The organism is Thermomonas carbonis, from assembly GCF_014396975.1.
GTDB lineage: Bacteria > Pseudomonadota > Gammaproteobacteria > Xanthomonadales > Xanthomonadaceae > Thermomonas > Thermomonas carbonis.
In genome coordinates this window covers 2,760,903-2,779,058 of sequence record NZ_CP060719.1, presented here as the reverse complement: position 1 = coordinate 2,779,058, position 18,156 = coordinate 2,760,903, and the positions used below count along the sequence as shown (strand labels likewise).

Below are 18,156 nucleotides of genomic sequence, written 5' to 3'. Positions count from 1 at the left end.
GAAGGGCGATTCGGAACGTCGATGCGGTCAGACCGCATCGCTCCGTTTCGACCCGGCCTCCAGCCCCGACTTCAGGCTCGCTTCCACGAATTCGTCGAGGTCGCCGTCCAGCACCTTCTGCGTATCGCTGCGCTCGATGCCGGTGCGGAGGTCCTTGATGCGTGACTGGTCCAGCACGTAGTTGCGGATCTGGCTGCCCCAGCCGATGTCGGACTTGGTGGCTTCCAGCGCGTCTTTCTCCGCGTTGCGCTTCTGGATCTCCAGCTCGTACAGCTTCGCAGCCAGCATCTTCATCGCGGTGTCGCGGTTCTGGTGCTGGCTACGGCCGTTCTGGCAGGCCACCACGGTATTGGTCGGGATGTGGGTGATGCGCACCGCCGACTCCGTCTTGTTGACGTGCTGGCCACCGGCACCGGACGAGCGGTACACATCGGTGCGCAGGTCGGCCGGATTGATGTCGATCTCGATGTCGTCGTCGACTTCCGGCGACACGAACACACTGGTGAAGCTGGTGTGGCGGCGGTTGTCGGAATCGAACGGCGACTTGCGCACCAGCCGGTGCACGCCGATCTCGGTCTTCAGCCAGCCGTAGGCGTACTCGCCTTCCACGCGGAACGTGGCGGACTTGATCCCGGCCACGTCGCCGCCGCTGACTTCCATCAGTTCGGTCTTCCAGCCGCGGGACTCGGCCCAGCGCAGGTACATGCGCAGCAGGATCTCGGCCCAGTCCTGCGCCTCGGTGCCGCCGGCGCCGGCCTGGATATCGACGAACGCACTCGCCGAATCCATCTTGCCGGAGAACATGCGCTGGAACTCGATGGCCTCGACGCGCTTCTCGAACTGGTCGACGTCCGCGACCACCGCAAGCGCGGTTTCCTCGTCGTCTTCCATTTCGGCCAGTTCGAGCAGTTCGTTGCCGCCGGCCAAGCCCTCGGTGAGCTCGCGGATGCCGTTGACGGTCTTGTCCAGCATAGAACGTTCCCGGCCCAGCGCTTGCGCACGCTCCGGATCGTTCCAGACGTCGGGGTTCTCGAGTTCGCGTTCTACTTCTTCCAGGCGCTCGCGCTTGGCATCGTAGTCAAAGAAACCCCCGAAGCGAATCGAGGCGACCGATCAGGTCGGCGATGCGGTTGCGGACGGGATTGAGCTCGATCATGGGGCATTCCCTGCTGGCGCAGGTCACTGAAAACGGCCGTGAATGATAGCAGCCGGGCGGCTTGGCCCGGCTGCTGCCATGCTCATTCGACCTCGAATTCGCCGACGAGCACGGACTCGTTCTTGCCCGACAGGCGCAAGGTCACGGTCTGGTCGCGCTGCTTGCGCGTGCCCCAGGCCGTGCTCAACCGGAGCGAAAGCGTCGTCGCCCCGGTGACCACCTGCTGGCGGTCGCCGAAGTAATGCGCCTCGATCCGGTACTTGCCCGGCTTGGCATCGCGAAGGACGAATTCCTCCGGACCGTAGCCGCCGGTGAAGTCGTCCGAGATCAGCCCGCCCTGATAGGTCAGCGTGTTCGAGTAGTAGCACTTCTCGCCGTTCGGATCGGTGACCCACAAGTCCATGTCGCTGTTGTCGCTGTCCCACGACAGCGCGACCCGCAGATCCAGCGGCATGTTCTTCAGCAAGCGCGGGTCGATGAAGCCCGTATCCAGCTGTGCGGGTGAAGTGGCAACGATCTGGTTGAGTTCGTTCAACGCGACCAGTTCGATCTCGGCGAAGCGGCCGTCCCACTGCCGGGTGGCCACGTCGTAGAGGTGACGAATCGCTTCCTGCCGCGCACCGTCCGCGGCCAGTGCCAGGGCGAGGTCGCGATGGCTCTGCGGTTCCTCGTCGGCCATCTCCGATACCTGACGGAATACCTGCACCGCGAGCGGATACGCCTTGGCCTGCATCAGCCGGTAGCCCAGCACGCGCAGGACGTGGCGATTCTCCAGTTCCAGCTCGGCGAGGTTGGACAGCACGCGCAGGGCCTCGTCACGGCGATCGCGCTGCAGCAGCATGCCGGCCACGTCCAGATAGAACGCAGTGCTGGCGGCGCGACTGTCGCGCTCGTCGAGGTACAGCGCGTAGAGCTGGTCGGTGGGCGCGGCACGCAAGCGGCGGGCATACGGCGAATCCGGTTCCCACGATTGCAGGCGGATGGTGGCAGCACGGGCACCGGTGGATTGCCCGCTTGCGCCATCTTCATCACGCTCGCGCGCGCTGCCCGACCCGACGACCGCCACCGTATCCAGCGTCGCCGCATCCGCAGCTGGCGCTTCCGCGACTGGTGCGGGCGGCGGGGCCACCGATGCCGCCGCAGCGCGCTCATTCGCACTTGAAGCCGGAGCCGCCACGCTGTACAGCGCACCAGCACCGGCCGCGGCCTTCCTTGCTTCAACGATGGGCCGTGCACCCTTCGGGAACTCGCGTTCCCACCAAGCGATGCGGCCAGCGAAATCCATCGACAGGGCGTCGAGACGTTGAGTGCGCGAGGCCTCGCGTGACTGCGTTTGCGTCGCGCGCAGGCTGGCTACCTGTGCTTGCAATTCCGGCGGCGCAGGAATGTCGTAGCGGACGTAGTCGGCCGGATCATCCAGCACCAGCAGCGACGTGCCTGCCGTCACCAGCGAAAATTCGCTGCCCAATCGTGCGATTGCCGCGCGATTGCGCTCGGGCTCGGCGGACAACTGCGCGACCGACCACGTCGCCCACGCCTGCGGCACCTGCGGATACGCGATTCCGGTGCTGGTCACCGGCAGCTTGATGCGGCGACCGCCACTGGCATCCTGGATCGTCACGATGATAGTGCCGGCAGGTTCGCGCAGACGCCCGGCCACGCGCAGGATGCCCTCATCGACCCAGCGCGACTGTGCCACCAGCTGGTCGACACCCTCGCCTTCCAGTGCGACCACATGCGAGCCGTCCGAGAGCAGCGCCTGCGCGGCGGCGTCCAGCCCGGCACGCCCCTGCCACGCCACCATCCGGCCGCCTCGCGCTTCGGCCAGCGCGGCCAGCCGCGAGGCATCGGCCGTGGTACTGGCGAGGGCGTACAGGCGCTGGCCTGCAGCGAGCGACGGCACTGACTGCATGCCGTAGTTCCGCAGGCCGTCGCTGACCAGCAGGTACTCGCCGATATCTTGTGCAGGCGTCCAATCCGCGAGGTCGGTGGCACCGTCATAAACCGTCGTGGACAAAGCCTTGCGAAGCTCGCTCCAGTCGCCGCCACGCACCTGGAACGACCCACCATCCATGCCGCGATCGCGCAGCAGCCGGAGCTGGACGCGGCCGTCGCCCATTGCCTTGAAATAGCGGTCCAGCAGTGCGAACTCGCCCGCATGGTCGCGCTTGCGGCCCGAGGCCGAGGCGTCCCATAGCAGCCCGACATGCCTGGGGATGACGCGGGGCTTCGATGTCGCAGCAACCGGCAACTCGGCGAGCACGTAATGCACATCGCCATGCTGGCCCACATGGGCGCGCACCGATGCAGATGCCGGGAAATGCACGGAAAGGCCGGCCGCAGAGCCGGCATCGCCGCGCTGCAATGCGGTGCGCTGGCCATCGCCATCGCGTTGCCATTGCGGCGCGTTGAACGCGCCATCGAGGATCGGGGCTTGTGTCGCGCCGTGAACACGCAAGGACACCGCGGATGCCGCCGACAGCAATCCGGCCGGCAATGCCAGTCGCCAGTGCTCGCCATCGCGACGCATCGGTTCGTCGAGCACCAGTCGCACCTGCCGCGTGCCACGCGCCGGCAACGGATACACCCGCAGGCGGAAATGATTGCCGGCGGTCTGCTCGAGCAGGGCCGGGTCGACGTTGCGGCGCTCGATGCTCTCGAACACCTGCCGGCCCTGCTGCTTCGGCACCGGCACCGCATCGCGCATCGCGCCGTCGATATCCAGCGCGAATGCGGTGACCTGCTGGCCCGGCTGCAACGGGAATTGCAGGGTGCCTTCCAGGATCCTGGCGTTCGGGTTGCGCAGGGTGAGCAGCAAGGTCGTGCGGGCCAGGCCGCCCACCGTCGCGACCTCGACCTCCGCCCGCTCCAGGGCCACCGGCGTTTCCGCGCCCGGTGCCTCGATCCATGCCGGGATTGTTCGCGCCGGTTCCGGCCGCACGTGCTGCGCGGGACTGTCGACGACGATGCCGAGCGCGGCAACCCCGGCGGCGAGGATCATCAGCAGGCGTTTCATGAGGTGGGCTCCTTGATGGTGGCCATCATGCAACGAACCGCCACGGGCAACGGGGTTGCACGAGTCAGCCATCCTGCCCGACCCGCTGCCGCAAGCCGCCACGATAGGTCCGGCTGCATGGCAGGTTACTGCCGTCCTTCATGTGGACGCGGGCGTCGCCGGTGTCCAGTGGTTCGATAGAACCCACCTGGTCGAGGTTGACGATGTAGCTGCGATGGACGCGGACGAAGCGATCCGGGTCCAGCTTGCCCTCGATCCCGCCGATGGTGCTGCGCAGCGGGTAGTCGTGCCCGCGCATGCGCAGGTTGACGTAGTTGCCGGAGGCCTGCATCCATTCGATGTCGTTGGCGCCGACCAGGAATTCGCGGCCGAGCTTGCGCACCAGGAAGCGCTCGGGGCGCTCCACCGACTCCATCGGCGGGCCATCGTCCGGCACGTCGAGCAGGCTCGCCTCGCCCTGCCAGCGGCGGAGCACGAAGCGGTAGACCTCGATGGTGGCCACCACCCCGGCATAGGAGCGGATGTCCTTCAGGTATTCGTAGCCGAACTCCCACCACCAGTTGCCGAAGTCGTAGTGCTGTCCCTGGGTGGCGTAGACCGCCTTGCGGATCGCCACCATGCCGATCACGTGCAGCGCCGACCAGGCGACGCTGGCCAGCAAGTGCGCGGGCAGCATCTGTCGCCAGTTGTCGAGGTGCAGCGGCCAGCGGCGGGTGAACCAGACCACCGCGGGAATCAACGCGAGCGAGGCGATGGCGCTGCTGGCTTCCCAGGCCACCGGCTGCCAGCTGGCGAAGTCGAGCGCCAGCCGGCTCACGTCCATGTTGGCGGTCAGGCTGTTGCCGATCGCACTGACCAGGTAGGTGACGACCCAGAACCCGACTTCGACACTGCGTCGCCACGGTTGGTAGCGCTCGAATGGGGTCTGGCTGACGGAATCCATTCGCGCATTGTAGGAGTGGCATCCCGGTTGGTCGCCCCGGCCCGTCCCTGCGACCCGCGACTCGCCCCCGAACGGCGTCCTGCCGTCACCTCATGCTGTGGGTACGCGCAGGCGGACTCGACGCTGGCCGCTGCCTCGAACCGGAACCACCACCGTGCAGCGCCGACATGATCTCGACTGGGTCCGCATCCTTGCCTTCGCCCTGCTGGTCCCCTACCACGTGGGCATGTACTACGTGAGCTGGGACTTCCACGTCAAAAGCGCGGAGCTGGTTCCCGCGCTGGAGCCGCTGATGGTCCTCAGCGCGCCCTGGCGGCTCGCACTGCTGTTCCTGGTGTCGGGCGTTGCCACCGCGCATCTGCTGGCGAAACGTCCGCAAGGTTTCCTGCCACAGCGCTCGTGGCGGCTGCTGCTGCCGCTGCTGTTCGGCATGTACGTCGTGGTGCCGCCCCAAGCCTATTTCGAGCTGGTCGAGAAAGTCCCGGGCGGCTACAGCGCCAGCTACTTGGGTTTCATGGCCGACTACCTGAAGGGTGGCGACCTCCATTGCATGGCACCGGGCGACTGCGTGGACGCACCGACGTGGAACCACCTGTGGTTCATCGCCTACCTGTGGTTGTACACGGCGGTTCTGTGGGGCGCGCGCCTGTTGCCGCTGGCATGGCGGGACAATATTGCGGGAGTCGTACGCAAGGCATGCAGCGGCCAGGGCATCTTGTGGTGGCCGATGCTGGTGCTGGTCGCGACGCGCGTGTTGGTGTATCCGCATGCGCCGTCGAGCCATGACCTGGTCGAAGATGCCTACAACCACCTGCAGTACGGGCTGGTGTTCGCGATCGGATACCTGCTGGCATCGGCGGATGGCGTCTGGGAGACGTTGCGCCGATACCGGCACAGGATGCTGCTGCTGGCGATCGCCAGCTATGTGCTGATGCTGGCGCTGTTCTTCGCGTTCGACGGCGTCGACCCCATTCCGTCGCGCTGGATGAGCCTGATCTGGACGTTCTGGGGAATGATGGAGTGGGCTGCGATGAGCGCGATCCTGGGGTATGCCCGCAGCTGGAACCCCAAGGACAGCCCGTTGTTGCGTTACCTGACCGCAGCGGTCTTCCCCTTCTACATCCTCCATCAGACCGTCATCGTGGTCCTGGCGCATTCACTGAAGCCGCTGCATATCGCGCCCGTGCAGGAGGGTCCGCTGCTGATCGGCGTCACGTTCGCGTTGTGCCTGCTGGGCTACGAGGTCATCCGTCGCGTCCCGTTGTTGCGACCGTTGTTCGGGCTCAAGCGGGAAGCGACGCCGAGGCCGGTTCCCGGTGCACCACCAGCAACTGGATAGCGCCACCGCCGCGGTAATCATCCGGTGCGAGCCGATAAGCGATGCGCAGCCGCGATGGCGGTGCATCGCCGTCCCAGCCGCCGAAGTGGATGGCATTCAGGCGTTGGTGGCCCATGCCCAGCTCCAGCTTCAGATGGCGCTCGCCGACGATGCGCCATGCCAGCACCTCGAACTCGCCATCGAACAGCGGCTCGGCGTAGCCTTGGCCCCAATGGCCACCATCGCGCAGGGCCAGTGCGGTATCGATGTGGAAATCATGGCTGCTCAATTCGCCATCGCTGCGCAATACATCGGTCAACAGATCATCGGTGAGCCAGTCCCGGGCGACCTGCAGGAAGGCATCGCGGAACGCGGGGAAGGCCTCCGCTTGCAGGCTCAACCCCGCCGCCATCGCATGACCGCCGAAACGGTCGATCAGGCCCGGATGGCGCGCATCGACCAGGGCCAGCGCATCACGGATATGGAAGCCGGGGATCGAGCGCGCCGAACCGCGCAATGCCGTGCCGCCCGACTCGACCGGTGCAAAGGCGATAGCCGGTCGATGCAGGCGCTCTTTCAGCTTCGAGGCGACCAGTCCGACCACGCCTGGATGCCAGGCTTCGTCGAACAGGCAGGCAGCGGGCGCGTCCGATCCCACGCCATCCACCCGCGAATCCGCCACTTCCTGCATGTCGCCCTGCACCGCGCGACGTTCCTCGTTGATCCCGTGCAGGACCGCGGCGAGTTGACGGGCGTGGCCCACGTCATCGGTGAGCAGGCATTCGATGCCGATGCCCATGTCCTCCAACCGGCCCGCCGCATTGATCCGCGGCCCGATCGCGAAGCCGATGTCATTGGGGCTGAGGGTGGTCTCGCGTCGGCCGGAAACATCGATCAGGGCGCGCAAGCCGGCGCAGCCCTGCCCCGCACGCAGGCGTCGCAGCCCGGCACCGATCAGGGCCCGATTGTTCGCATCCAGCGGCACCATGTCCGCCACCGTGCCGACCGCGACCAGGTCCAGCAGCGACGTCAGATCCGCGGTGGCACCGAGCCGCGCCCGCAGCGCCAGCAACAGGTAGAAGATTACCCCGACGCCGGCCATCGCCTTGCTGGCGAAGCTGTCGCCCGGCTGGTTCGGATTGACGATGGCGTCGGCCGCCGGCAGCGTCGGGCCGGGCAAATGGTGATCGGTGACCAGCACCTGCCAACCGCGCGCCTTGGCAGCGTTGATGCCGGCATGGCAGGCAATGCCGTGGTCCACGGTGACCACCAGCTCGGGCTGCAGCGCCGCGAGCTCCTCCACCAGCCCCGGGGTCATCCCGTAGCCGTGGACGATCCGGTTCGGCACTGCATGCATCACGTGTTTCGCACCGAGCATGCGCAGCCCGCGCACACCGACTGCGCAGGCGGTCGCGCCATCGCAATCGAAATCGCCGACAACGAGGATGCGTGCATCGCGGTTGATCGCATCGCGCAGCAAGTCGACGGCAGCATCGATCCCACGCATCTCGGCGAACGGCAACAGATCCACGAGCCGTGGCATCGCGCTGCGCGCATCGCTGCCGCGCGCGGCATGCACGCGGCGCAGCAGCGGAGGCCATGACGCCGGCCAGTCGCCGCGCGCTTCGACGGCGTCGCGACGGACGATGCGACGGTTTGCCGTCATGGCGCCGGGCAATTCAAAGTTGCCTGCAGCCGTCCGCGACCCGCACGAATCACCGGATTCATCAAGATCAATGCGCTTCCGCGAAGGAATCGAACGTGCCAAGCGCATGGCGTGCAAGCGCCTCGCGATCCAGGGTCACACCCAGTCCGTCGCCTTCGGGCAGGAACGCCTGGCCGTCGCGCACCTCGATTACCTGTTCGATCACGTCGGAGGTGAAGCGCTCCAGCGCCGAGCCATAGCCCAGAAACTCACCTACGCCCGGGTAGGCGGCGGCAAAATGCAGGAGCGCCGCAGTACCGACGCCCAGTGGATGCTTGGAGCCCATGTTGCAGGTCAACCCGGCATTCAAGGCCAGGTCGACGATCTGGCCGGATGCTCGGAAGCCGCCTGACTTGGCCAATTTGATCGTGACCATGTCCGCGGCACCCGCCTGCGCGACGCGGAATACATCGGCTGCGCTCAACACGGATTCGTCGGCGGCGATCCGCGACACGGTCGACGCGGTGACCAGACGCATGCCGTTCAAGTCCCACCACGCACAAGGCTGCTCGATGCACTCCAGGCCCAGCGGCTGCGCGACGCGGTCGAACGCGATCGCATCCTTCGGCTGCCAGGCCTGATTGGGATCGATCTCGATCATGACCTCCCTCGGCAGCGAAGCACGCAGCGCCTCGAATGCGGCGAGGTCCTCGCGCCACGCATTCGTTCCTTTCATCGTGAGCAGGCGATAGCCGTCGGCGGCGAGCCTGGCTGCGGTGTCCAGCAAGGCCGGCGTGGGCATGATCGACATGCTGCGCGACAACGCGAACGACGAACGCGATCCGCCACCCAGCAGTTCGCAGACCGGAAGCCCGAGCCGGCGCGCCTTCAGATCATGCAAGGCGATGTCGATTGCGCATTTCGACGCCAGGAATGCGAATTGCTCGGACGTCGAAGATTCCAGCGAATCGAGCACCCGCGCCAGGGCCATCGCATCCATGCCGATCAGGCGTGGGCCATACAGATCGCGCAGCGCGACGAAGATGGTGCCCGCGGTCTCGCCGCTGCGGCTGGGGAAGATCACCGATGCCTCGCCGAGACCGGTGGCACCATCGGCGTCGATCAGTTCGAGGATGACCTTCTCGCCTGCATCGGCAGCGCCGCGCGACGAGCGCATGCGTGAGCGGAACGGGAGACGGACATGCCAAAGGCGGAAACCGGCGATGCGTGCGCGTTCGGTCATGTCGTCGATTCCGTGCTGGTTTGCGGATGGCGCGTCATGGCGCGCGGGCCACGATGCGGGTGTTGAGGATCGCGTCCGGCCGCTCCGGGCTGGCCGACGCGTAATCGGCTGCGCGACGTTGCTGCTGGAGGCTGACGATCTCGAAGCCGGCGTGTTCCAACCCGGACACGATGGCGTCGGCCGAGCCCACGCTGAGCGCGGTCTTGTGCGTGGCGAAACGCCGCGCTAGCGAGCGTATCTGGTCGAGGGTCAGGCCGATGTCGCGCAACTCGGCTCGCGCCTCCGCGCGCGCAACGAAACGATCCACTTCGTCGGCATCGAACGCGCGCACCGCACCCTCGTCCGCATGCGGTCGAACTGCCTGGGCGATGACCAGGCGGCCGCCGCTGGCGAGCAACCTCCGCCAATTCGCATACAGGCGCGGACGCAGAGACTCGGGAATGAAACTCAGGATCGAATGGGTCGTGATGACATCGAATTCCACCGACGAGACGTAATCGGTGATGTCGGCATGTTCGGTCGCGACGCGCGCACCCTGCCAGCGTCCGTACCAGCGATTGAGTGCGAGCGCGGTCGGGCAACGATCGACAACCGTGACCCGTGGCTCCGCGCCGCGCGAACGGAATGCCTCGAGCACCAGCGACAGGATGGCCTGATCGGCCGCAGCGGTGATCAGCACCCGCTGGCCGTCGCATGCGAACTCGGCGATCGACGCATGGAAGAAATCGGCATCGCCATCGACGCCCTGCAGCACGCCGAGGCCACGCAACATGGGCCACGCACCGTGATACCAACTGCAATCGTCCTTGTTGCCTTGCGATGTACACCGCGTGGGAGCCCAGCGCGTCGCCAGCATCGCGCTGCGTTGCATCAGGTCCGGCATCCCGGCGCTTGCTCCGCTACGTGCGTGATCCGTCATGGCGCGCCTGCCCTGCCTGTGTTTGCATCCATCTGCACATGCGACGCCAGCGCACGGCCGAACCGGCCATCGCCATGGAACTCCCAGCGACCGGGTGCGTGTGGACGCAGCATGCGGTACAGCCTGCGCGCTTCCTCTTCGGCGGGTTCGCTCGCATTGTCGGCAGCGATCGAGTAGACCTGCACGTTGTCGAACAGATCCAGCGGCAAGCCCGATTGCAACAGGCGCTGCGGGGATGCAAGGACGACCAGGGCGTGTACTCGTTCCGACATCAGCGCCGCGCGCACCGCGGAGAACAGGTTGTCACCGAAAGTGGCGTGGATGGCCCCTGCGACGGTCAAAGTACCGCCGTACACGATGGCCGTGCCTGCATCGGGTCCGAAGCGGCGTACCGACTCCGGATCGCGGCCCGCGTCGGGATAGGACGAGATGACCAGCGTGGCCGGGATCCGGCCGTTCCCGCCAAGCAAGCGGGTGAGGAACAATTGGTACAGCCCCGGCGTGTCCTGTTCACCCAACTGCGGCTGGCTGTTGACCTCGCAGATGATGCCACCGGTCTCCCGCCACGATCGTTCGATGTCGGGCAGGATCAGATCCACGCCAGCCACATCCAGCCGCAGCGCACGCGCCGCGTCTTCGGCGAGGCGACGGTTGTCCGGATGCAGCCGCTCGACCAGCCGGGTGGTGCCGCCAGTGGAGACGTTCGAGCGACGGCGCAGGACGATGCGCTCGCCGTCGGCGAGGACGCTGCCGGCATCGAGGTTCGCCAAGGCAAGCAGCTCCAGCGCTTCGCCATCGAGCGCCAATCGCTCGCGGCGACGCTCGCGCGAGCGTCGCTTCGCGGCATCGTCCCTGCCGGCCTGGGCGACAAGTGCGCTGATGTCGTCACGCCCATTGCCGACGACCGAACCCGGCACGCGTTCGATCATCTTGATCGTCTCGCCGCCCATGACCGTCAACCGGTAATCGCGGCCAGCCTGAAAACGCTCAACCAGCAGCGCGTTGCTATGCACGAGCGCCTCCGCGGCCAGCCGCTCGACCTGCTCCGCAGTGGTGAGGCCAGCGTGCACGCCAACCCCGTTCTCGCGATCGAGCGGCTTGACCACGACCGGATAGCCCAGAGTCTCGGCAGCCTTGACCGCTTCGATGACGCTCGAGGCATGCAGGTGCCTCGCGACCGGCAGTCCATTCGCGGCCAACAGGGTGGAAGTCGCCGCCTTGTTCCCGGCGATCTGCGAGCCGATTCGCGAGGTCCTGTCGGTGAACGTGCTGAGCAGCCAGCGCGACCGATGTCCCTGACCGACCAGATAGGTGCCGCCCACCAGATGGAGGCACGGAATGCGTGCCTTGGCGGCCGCGGCGAGGATCCGATAGGTATTCACGCCCGCATCGCCAGAGGCGCCCAGTTGCATCCGCAACGGCTCGGCATCTGCCACGGCCCGCTGGATGGCGGTTTCTGCATCACCGGCGTTGCGCGCCTGCAGGATCGACGAAACCACAGAGGCCGCGTACTGCAACGAATCGATCGTTGCCCGGTGGTTCGCATAGGGCGCTATCAGCGCCCCGCCTGGCCGCAGGCCAGTGGCCGCCGGAGTCGGGATCGCAAGGCGGGCAGACTGAAACACCGCGAGCCGCGCGTTGCGCTGCAGGCCATGTGATATCGCCGCTACCCAGCGCCCTGCATCGAACACCGCATCGGCAGGAATCGGGGGCAACGCATCGATATCAAGGCGATGGCACAGCGTTGCCAAGGCCTCCTGTTGCCATGCGGGAAGCGTCTCGGGCACGCCATCCGCCTGCACGACCGCAGTGAGCACGGGCTGGAAAAAACCGAAGCCCGCACCCGGCGTGACCTTCCACTGCGCAAGACTGATCACAAATGGACGATCCCCACTCTGCGTTTGGTCGAAACTGCCGGCAATTCTGAACGATCACCGTGGCTCCTGCATACCCGACTCGCCTGGATCTCAGAGGACGAGTGGCATGTTCCGGCGCCAGAACCGCCAGGATTGGCCAAGTTGGAGCAGGAACGTCGGTCCATCCGCGAAATCGAACGACACTTCGCCACGTGCTGCATGGCGTGCGGCAGGCAGCAGCCAGTCGCTCACCAACGCGCGAGGATCGCGCTGCGCACGCAGATCGATCAGCGCATCGGCATCGCATCCCTTGGCGGCATCCAGTGGCATGGCAGACAGCGTGCCGACCTGCGCCAGTCCCTGCAGCAGGGGATCGTCGGAATACACGGTCGGGAATGCGCACGCCACGTGGTCGGGCAACACCCCGCCTCCCCAGAACCACAGAGAATTGATCGGTGGCTTGCCGGCGGCGGCACGCAGGGCGTTGTGCGGATGGTTGTGCAACACGACCTGCGCCTCGCTGGAAAGCACCCGCCAGCGGCGCGCTTCGGGAGCCGCCGGAATATGTTCGAACACGTCATCGCCCAGCACCTGCACGGGCGATGCGAACGCGGGCAATTTCGACTCCGTCGGCAAGCGCAAATACCAGCGACCGGGATGCGGCGCATCCAGCGGGAAGCCGACATCGCCGAACAACGGGCGCAACGCAGGAAGCAGCGCATCGACATCATCGGCATCGATGCCCAGGGGGTCGCCGGTGGCGAGCAGCCGCGCGCCGTTGATGTCCGGGCGAATGTAGGCCGGATCCGCGCGCAGCCAGCCGGACAGCCGTGCATCCTCGAGGCCACCATCGACCACGCGGGTCAACGCCGCGTGCGCCCAGCGATTCGGCAACAAGGTGAAATGCCGCGCGAGTTGCGCGTCATCGCCCGGCTCATGTGCGAAGCGATCTGCACGCCCGAGTGCGCGTGCAAGCAGCTGCGGCAGCGCCACGCCGGCGAACCGTGACGTTGCCGGCAGCAGCAGGGTCAGCCGCGGCATCGCTCAGCCCAGGTACTTGACCGAGACGATCTCGTATTCGCGGATCCCGCCCGGCGCTTCGATGGTGATCACGTCGCCCTCGTGCTTGCCGATGATCGCGCGCGCGACCGGCGAGGAAATCGCGATCAGGCCCTGCTTGATGTCGGCTTCGAGGTCGCCCACGATCTGGTAGGTGCGCTCTTCGCCGCTGTCGGCGTCGGCCAGTTCCACGGTGGCGCCGAACACCACCTTGTCGCCGACCGACAGGTTGGCGATGTCGATCACCTGCGCATGCGAGAGCTCGCCTTCGAGATGCTTGATGCGGCCTTCGATGAAGCCCTGCTGCTCGCGCGCGGCGTGGTATTCGGCGTTCTCCTTGAGGTCGCCGTGGGCACGCGCTTCGGCGATCGCGGCGATCACTTCCGGCCGCTTGACCGACTTCAGTTCTTCCAGTTCGGCGCGCAGGCGCAGTGCGCCCTTCGCGGTGATGGGTGCATGCATCAAACAAGTTCCTTGTGCAGTTCCTGCAGCGAGAGCACGTCGCCCGCGCCGCGGTGGTCCAGCGAGTGCAGCAACGCGCTCGCACCGGACACGGTGGTGGAATAGGTGACGCGCTGCTGCAGGGCCTCGCGCCGGATCGAGAACGAGTCGGCGATCGCCTGCCGGCCCTCGGTCGTGTTGATGATGTAGCAGATCTCGCCGTTCTTGATCAGGTCGACGATGTGCGGGCGGCCCTCGATCACCTTGTTCACCCGCGCGCAGTCGATGCCAGCGGCGGCCAGCACGTCGGCGGTGCCCTGGGTAGCGACCAGGCTGAAGCCGCGCTCCAGCATGTAGCGCGCGACCGGCACGACCCGCGCCTTGTCCGGATCGCGCACCGAGATGAACGCCTTGCCGGGCTGTGGCGCCTTGATGTTGGCGGCTTCCTCGGCGCGCGCGAACGCGGCCTCGAAGCTGCGGCCCACGCCCATCACTTCGCCGGTGGAGCGCATCTCCGGGCCGAGGATCGGATCCACGTTCTGGAACTTGGCGAACGGGAAGACCGCTTCCTTGACCGAGTAATAGCCGGGGATGATTTCCCTGGTCGCACCCTGCTCCGCCAGGGTCTTGCCGGCCATGCAGCGCGCCGCGATCTTGGCCAGCGGCTGGCCGATCGCCTTGGACACGAACGGCACCGTGCGGCTGGCGCGCGGATTCACTTCCAGCAGATAGATGATGTCGTCGCCATCGGCACTGGTCTGCACCGCGAACTGGGTGTTCATCAGGCCAATGACGTTGAGCGCCTTGGCCAAGGCAACGACCTGCTCGCGCAGCCGCGCCTGGGTCTCCGCCGAAAGCGAATAAGGCGGCAGCGAGCACGACGAGTCGCCGGAATGCACGCCGGCCTCCTCGATGTGTTCCATGACGCCGCCAACCAGCACGTTGCCCTCGCGATCGGCGATCACGTCGATATCGACTTCGACCGCGTTGTCGAGGAAGCGGTCCAGCAGCACCGGCGAATCGTGCGACACCTTCACCGCCTCGCGCATGTAGCGCGCGAGGTCGGCATCGGCATGCACCACTTCCATCGCCCGGCCGCCCAGCACGTAGCTCGGGCGCACCACCAGCGGATAGCCGATCTCGCGCGCACCGACCAGCGCTTCTTCGGCGCTGCGCACGGTGCGGTTCGGCGGCTGCTTCAGGCCCAACTGCTCCACCAGCTTCTGGAAGCGCTCGCGGTCTTCGGCCAGGTCGATCGAATCCGGCGAGGTGCCGATGATCGGCACGCCGTTGGCCTCCAGCGCCTTCGCCAGCTTCAGTGGGGTCTGCCCGCCGTACTGCACGATCACGCCATAGGGTTTTTCCAGCTCGACGATCTCGAGCACGTCTTCCAGCGTCAGCGGCTCGAAGTACAGGCGGTCGGAGGTGTCGTAGTCGGTGGAGACGGTTTCCGGATTGCAGTTGACCATGATGGTCTCGAATCCGTCCTCGCGCAGCGCCAATGCGGCGTGCACGCAGCAGTAGTCGAACTCGATGCCCTGGCCGATGCGGTTGGGGCCGCCACCGAGGACCATGATCTTGCGACGGTCGCTCGGGTTGGCCTCGCACTCGTCCTCGTAGGTCGAATACAGATACGCAGTGGTCGTCGCGAACTCGGCGGCGCAGCTGTCCACGCGCTTATAAACGGGGCGAACGTTGAATGCCTTGCGCAAGGCACGCACCGCGGATTCGCTGGTGCGTGCGAGCTGGGCGATGCGCGCATCGGAGAAGCCCATGCGCTTGAGTGCGCGCAGGCGGCGCTTGTCCAGGCCGTCCAGGCCGCGATGGACCACATCGACCTCGGCGTCGATCAGTTCCTCGATCTGATCAAGGAACCAGGGATCGACGAACGACAATGCGTGCACGTCCTCCACCGACATGCCGGCGCGGAAGGCATCGGCCAGGTGGAAGATCCGTTCCGGGCCCGGCTCCTTGAGCTCGCGACGGAGCTTGACCAGGTCGTCCTCGTCCAGCAGGTCCAGGCCGGTCGGGTCGAGCCCGACCTTGCCGGTTTCCAACCCGCGCAGGGCCTTCTGCAGCGATTCCTGGAAGCTGCGGCCGATCGCCATCACCTCGCCTACCGACTTCATCTGGGTGGTCAGGCGTGCATCGGCGGCCGGGAATTTCTCGAAGGCGAAGCGCGGGATCTTGGTCACCACGTAATCGATCGCCGGCTCGAACGAGGCCGGGGTCAGGCCGCCGGTGATCTCGTTCTTCAATTCGTCCAGCGTGTAGCCGACCGCCAGCTTGGCCGCGACCTTGGCGATCGGGAAACCGGTCGCCTTCGACGCCAGCGCCGACGAGCGCGACACCCGCGGATTCATTTCGATGACGACCACGCGGCCGGTCTGTGCGTTGATGCCGAACTGCACGTTGCTGCCGCCGGTGTCCACGCCGATCTTGCGCAACACCGCGATCGAGGCGTCACGCAGGCGCTGGTATTCCTTGTCGGTCAGGGTCTGCGCCGGCGCGACGGTGATGCTGTCGCCGGTGTGCACGCCCATCGGGTCCAGATTCTCGATGCTGCAGACGATGATGCAGTTGTCCGCGGTGTCGCGGACCACTTCCATCTCGAATTCCTTCCAACCCAGCACCGATTCCTCGACCAGCACTTCGCTGGTCGGCGACAGCTCGAGCCCGCGCTTGACGATCTCGATCAGTTCCTCGCGGTTGTAGGCGATGCCGCCGCCGCTGCCGCCGAGGGTGAAGCTGGGGCGGATGATCGTGGGATAGCCGACGCGGGTCTGGATATCCAGCGCCTGCTCGAGCGTGCGCGCGACTTCGGCCTTCGGGCATTCCAGCCCGATTTCCTTCATCGCCACCCGGAACAATTCGCGATCCTCGGCCATCATGATCGCTTCGCGCTTGGCGCCGATCAGCTCGACGTTGTATTTCTCCAGCACGCCGTTGTCGGCGAGATCCAGCGCGCAGTTCAGCGCGGTCTGCCCGCCCATGGTTGGCAGCAGCGCGTCCGGGCGCTCCTTGGCGATGATCTTCTCGACCATCTGCCAGTTGATCGGCTCGATGTAGACGGCATCGGCCATCTCCGGGTCGGTCATGATCGTGGCGGGATTGGAATTCACCAGCACGACACGGTAGCCCTCGTCGCGCAACGCCTTGCAGGCCTGCGCGCCGGAGTAGTCGAACTCGCAGGCCTGGCCGATGACGATGGGGCCGGCGCCGATGATCAGGATGGTCTTGAGGTCTGTACGTTTTGGCATGTCAGTTGACCTCTGCTTGCTTGTTCGACATCAGCGCAACGAATCGATCGAACAGCGGGGACACATCGTGTGGACCCGGCGACGCCTCCGGATGTCCCTGGAAACTGAAGGCCGGCGCGTCTGTCAGTTCGATGCCCTGGTTGCTGCCGTCGAACAGCGAACGGTGGGTGACCCGCACATTCGCAGGCAGGCTCTCTTCGTCGACAGCGAAGCCGTGGTTCTGCGAGGTGATCATCACCTTGCCGCCGCTTGCCCCGGTGAGGTCCTGCACCGGATGGTTGGCGCCATGGTGGCCGTGCGCCATCTTCAGCGTTTGCGCGCCGGCCGCCAGCGCCAGCAACTGGTGGCCCAGGCAGATCCCGAAGGTCGGGATCTTCACTGCGATGAATTCGCGGATCGCGGCGATCGCGTAATCGCAAGGTGCCGGATCGCCGGGACCGTTGGACAGGAACACGCCATCCGGTTGCATCGCCAGCACCGCGGCGGCGGGCGTCTGCGCAGGCACCACGGTGACGTCGCAACCGCGCTCGGCGAGCATGCGCAGGATGTTGTGCTTGACCCCGAAGTCGTAGGCCACGACATTGAACTTCGACTCGGCTTGCACGAAGGCATTGCTGTCGAGATCCAGTTGCCCGTCGCTCCAGGTGTAAGTGGTTTGAGTGCTGACCACCTTGGCCAGGTCCATGCCCTTCAGACCGGGGAACTTGCGCGCGGCTTCAACGGCCTTGTCCACGTCGAGTTGCTCATCGGGAGCGCCCCCCGCCATCAGAGCGCCGTTCTGCGAACCGCGATCGCGCAGGATGCGGGTGAGCTTGCGGGTGTCGATGCCGGAAATCGCGACGATGCCGCGCGCGCGCAGCCATTCCGGCAGCGCGATCTCGCTGCGCCAGCTGCTGGCCCGGCGAGGCACGTCGCGCACGACCAGGCCGGAGGCCCAGACGCGATCGGCTTCATCGTCCTGCGCGGTGCAGCCGGTATTGCCGATGTGCGGATAGGTCAGCGTCACCAACTGCCGCGCGTACGACGGGTCGGTGAGAATTTCCTGGTAACCGGTCATGGCGGTGTTGAACACCACTTCGCCCACGGACAGGCCAGCGGCTCCCACGGAAATGCCCTCGAAGACGGTTCCGTCTTCAAGCACGAGAATTGCGGGTATGTTCAAGATGTCGCCCTGCGAGAGGTTGCAGAAAAGCGCCGAAACGGTATCGACCGGTTCGGAGCGGAGGGGATCAGGCGAGCGAGAATTGTACGGGCATGTGCCCGCGGTCGCCAGCATTCCGATTCACCCGGGTGCAACCCG

12 protein-coding genes are annotated in these 18,156 nt (G+C 66.2%); 1 reads left to right on the top strand and 11 read right to left on the bottom strand.

The window, feature by feature from the left end; translation table 11 throughout:
• Positions 1 to 27: 27 nt before the first annotated feature.
• From prfB to H9L16_RS12955, 3 genes are all read right to left on the bottom strand, one after another.
• A protein-coding gene (gene prfB / locus H9L16_RS12965; RefSeq protein ID WP_187552087.1) for a peptide chain release factor 2 occupies positions 28 to 1,156 on the bottom strand; the annotation gives its coding sequence in 2 pieces (ribosomal slippage) (positions 28 to 1,080 and positions 1,082 to 1,156; 1,128 coding nt in all).
• An 82-nt stretch (positions 1,157 to 1,238) separates the two neighbouring features.
• Positions 1,239 to 4,172 carry a VIT domain-containing protein gene (locus H9L16_RS12960; protein ID WP_229796460.1) on the bottom strand — a complete coding sequence of 978 codons (2,934 nt, stop codon included), beginning with the start codon at positions 4,170 to 4,172 and terminating at the stop codon, positions 1,239 to 1,241.
• A 64-nt stretch (positions 4,173 to 4,236) separates the two neighbouring features.
• Entirely contained in the window at positions 4,237 to 5,115 is an 879-nt protein-coding gene (locus tag H9L16_RS12955) for a LytTR family DNA-binding domain-containing protein (protein WP_187552086.1), read from the bottom strand.
• Between the two features lie 154 nt (positions 5,116 to 5,269).
• Between H9L16_RS12955 and H9L16_RS12950 the strand changes: the two genes are divergently transcribed.
• The gene (locus tag H9L16_RS12950; RefSeq protein WP_187552085.1) at positions 5,270 to 6,454 is read left to right on the top strand and encodes an acyltransferase family protein; all 1,185 of its coding nucleotides are present in this window, start codon (positions 5,270 to 5,272) and stop codon (positions 6,452 to 6,454) included.
• On the opposite strand, the gene recJ is transcribed toward H9L16_RS12950, so the two are convergent.
• The 8 genes from recJ to carA all read right to left on the bottom strand — a co-directional run bounded on the left by recJ (position 6,399) and on the right by carA (position 18,018).
• The gene (recJ, locus tag H9L16_RS12945) at positions 6,399 to 8,099 is read right to left on the bottom strand and encodes a single-stranded-DNA-specific exonuclease RecJ (RefSeq protein WP_187552084.1); all 1,701 of its coding nucleotides are present in this window, start codon (positions 8,097 to 8,099) and stop codon (positions 6,399 to 6,401) included. The two genes, H9L16_RS12950 and recJ, sit on opposite strands and share 56 nt — an antisense overlap.
• Positions 8,100 to 8,166: 67 nt before the next feature.
• Positions 8,167 to 9,321 carry a mandelate racemase/muconate lactonizing enzyme family protein gene (locus tag H9L16_RS12940; RefSeq protein ID WP_187552083.1) on the bottom strand — a complete coding sequence of 385 codons (1,155 nt, stop codon included), beginning with the start codon at positions 9,319 to 9,321 and terminating at the stop codon, positions 8,167 to 8,169.
• A 34-nt stretch (positions 9,322 to 9,355) separates the two neighbouring features.
• Complete coding sequence (locus H9L16_RS12935; protein ID WP_187552082.1) at positions 9,356 to 10,204, bottom strand: class I SAM-dependent methyltransferase; 849 nt, start codon at positions 10,202 to 10,204, stop codon at positions 9,356 to 9,358.
• Between the two features lie 32 nt (positions 10,205 to 10,236).
• Positions 10,237 to 12,117, bottom strand: a complete 1,881-nt coding sequence (locus tag H9L16_RS12930) for an acetate--CoA ligase family protein (RefSeq protein WP_187552081.1) — start codon at positions 12,115 to 12,117, stop codon at positions 10,237 to 10,239.
• A gap of 90 nt (positions 12,118 to 12,207) precedes the next feature.
• Entirely contained in the window at positions 12,208 to 13,137 is a 930-nt protein-coding gene (locus H9L16_RS12925) for a phosphoglycerate mutase (protein ID WP_187552080.1), read from the bottom strand.
• Between the two features lie 3 nt (positions 13,138 to 13,140).
• The gene (gene greA, locus H9L16_RS12920; protein ID WP_187552079.1) at positions 13,141 to 13,617 is read right to left on the bottom strand and encodes a transcription elongation factor GreA; all 477 of its coding nucleotides are present in this window, start codon (positions 13,615 to 13,617) and stop codon (positions 13,141 to 13,143) included.
• The gene (gene carB / locus H9L16_RS12915; protein ID WP_187552078.1) at positions 13,617 to 16,856 is read right to left on the bottom strand and encodes a carbamoyl-phosphate synthase large subunit; all 3,240 of its coding nucleotides are present in this window, start codon (positions 16,854 to 16,856) and stop codon (positions 13,617 to 13,619) included. The genes greA and carB overlap by 1 nt, the downstream gene beginning before the upstream one ends.
• A gap of 1 nt (position 16,857) precedes the next feature.
• Positions 16,858 to 18,018, bottom strand: coding sequence for a glutamine-hydrolyzing carbamoyl-phosphate synthase small subunit (carA, locus tag H9L16_RS12910; RefSeq protein WP_187552077.1), 1,161 nt, complete (start codon positions 18,016 to 18,018; stop codon positions 16,858 to 16,860).
• Positions 18,019 to 18,156: the final 138 nt, after the last annotated feature.

Excerpts from the sequence above, each read along its gene's own strand:
- recJ (WP_187552084.1), bottom strand. The coding sequence starts at position 8,099 with ATGACGGCAAACCGTCGCATCGTCCGTCGCGACGCCGTCGAAGCGCGC.
- H9L16_RS12925 (WP_187552080.1), bottom strand. The coding sequence starts at position 13,137 with ATGCCGCGGCTGACCCTGCTGCTGCCGGCAACGTCACGGTTCGCCGGC.
- H9L16_RS12960 (WP_229796460.1), bottom strand. The coding sequence starts at position 4,172 with ATGAAACGCCTGCTGATGATCCTCGCCGCCGGGGTTGCCGCGCTCGGC.
- H9L16_RS12940 (WP_187552083.1), bottom strand. The coding sequence starts at position 9,321 with ATGACCGAACGCGCACGCATCGCCGGTTTCCGCCTTTGGCATGTCCGT.
- greA (WP_187552079.1), bottom strand. The coding sequence starts at position 13,617 with ATGCATGCACCCATCACCGCGAAGGGCGCACTGCGCCTGCGCGCCGAA.
- carB (WP_187552078.1), bottom strand. The coding sequence starts at position 16,856 with ATGCCAAAACGTACAGACCTCAAGACCATCCTGATCATCGGCGCCGGC.
- H9L16_RS12955 (WP_187552086.1), bottom strand. The coding sequence starts at position 5,115 with ATGGATTCCGTCAGCCAGACCCCATTCGAGCGCTACCAACCGTGGCGA.
- H9L16_RS12935 (WP_187552082.1), bottom strand. The coding sequence starts at position 10,204 with ATGCCGGACCTGATGCAACGCAGCGCGATGCTGGCGACGCGCTGGGCT.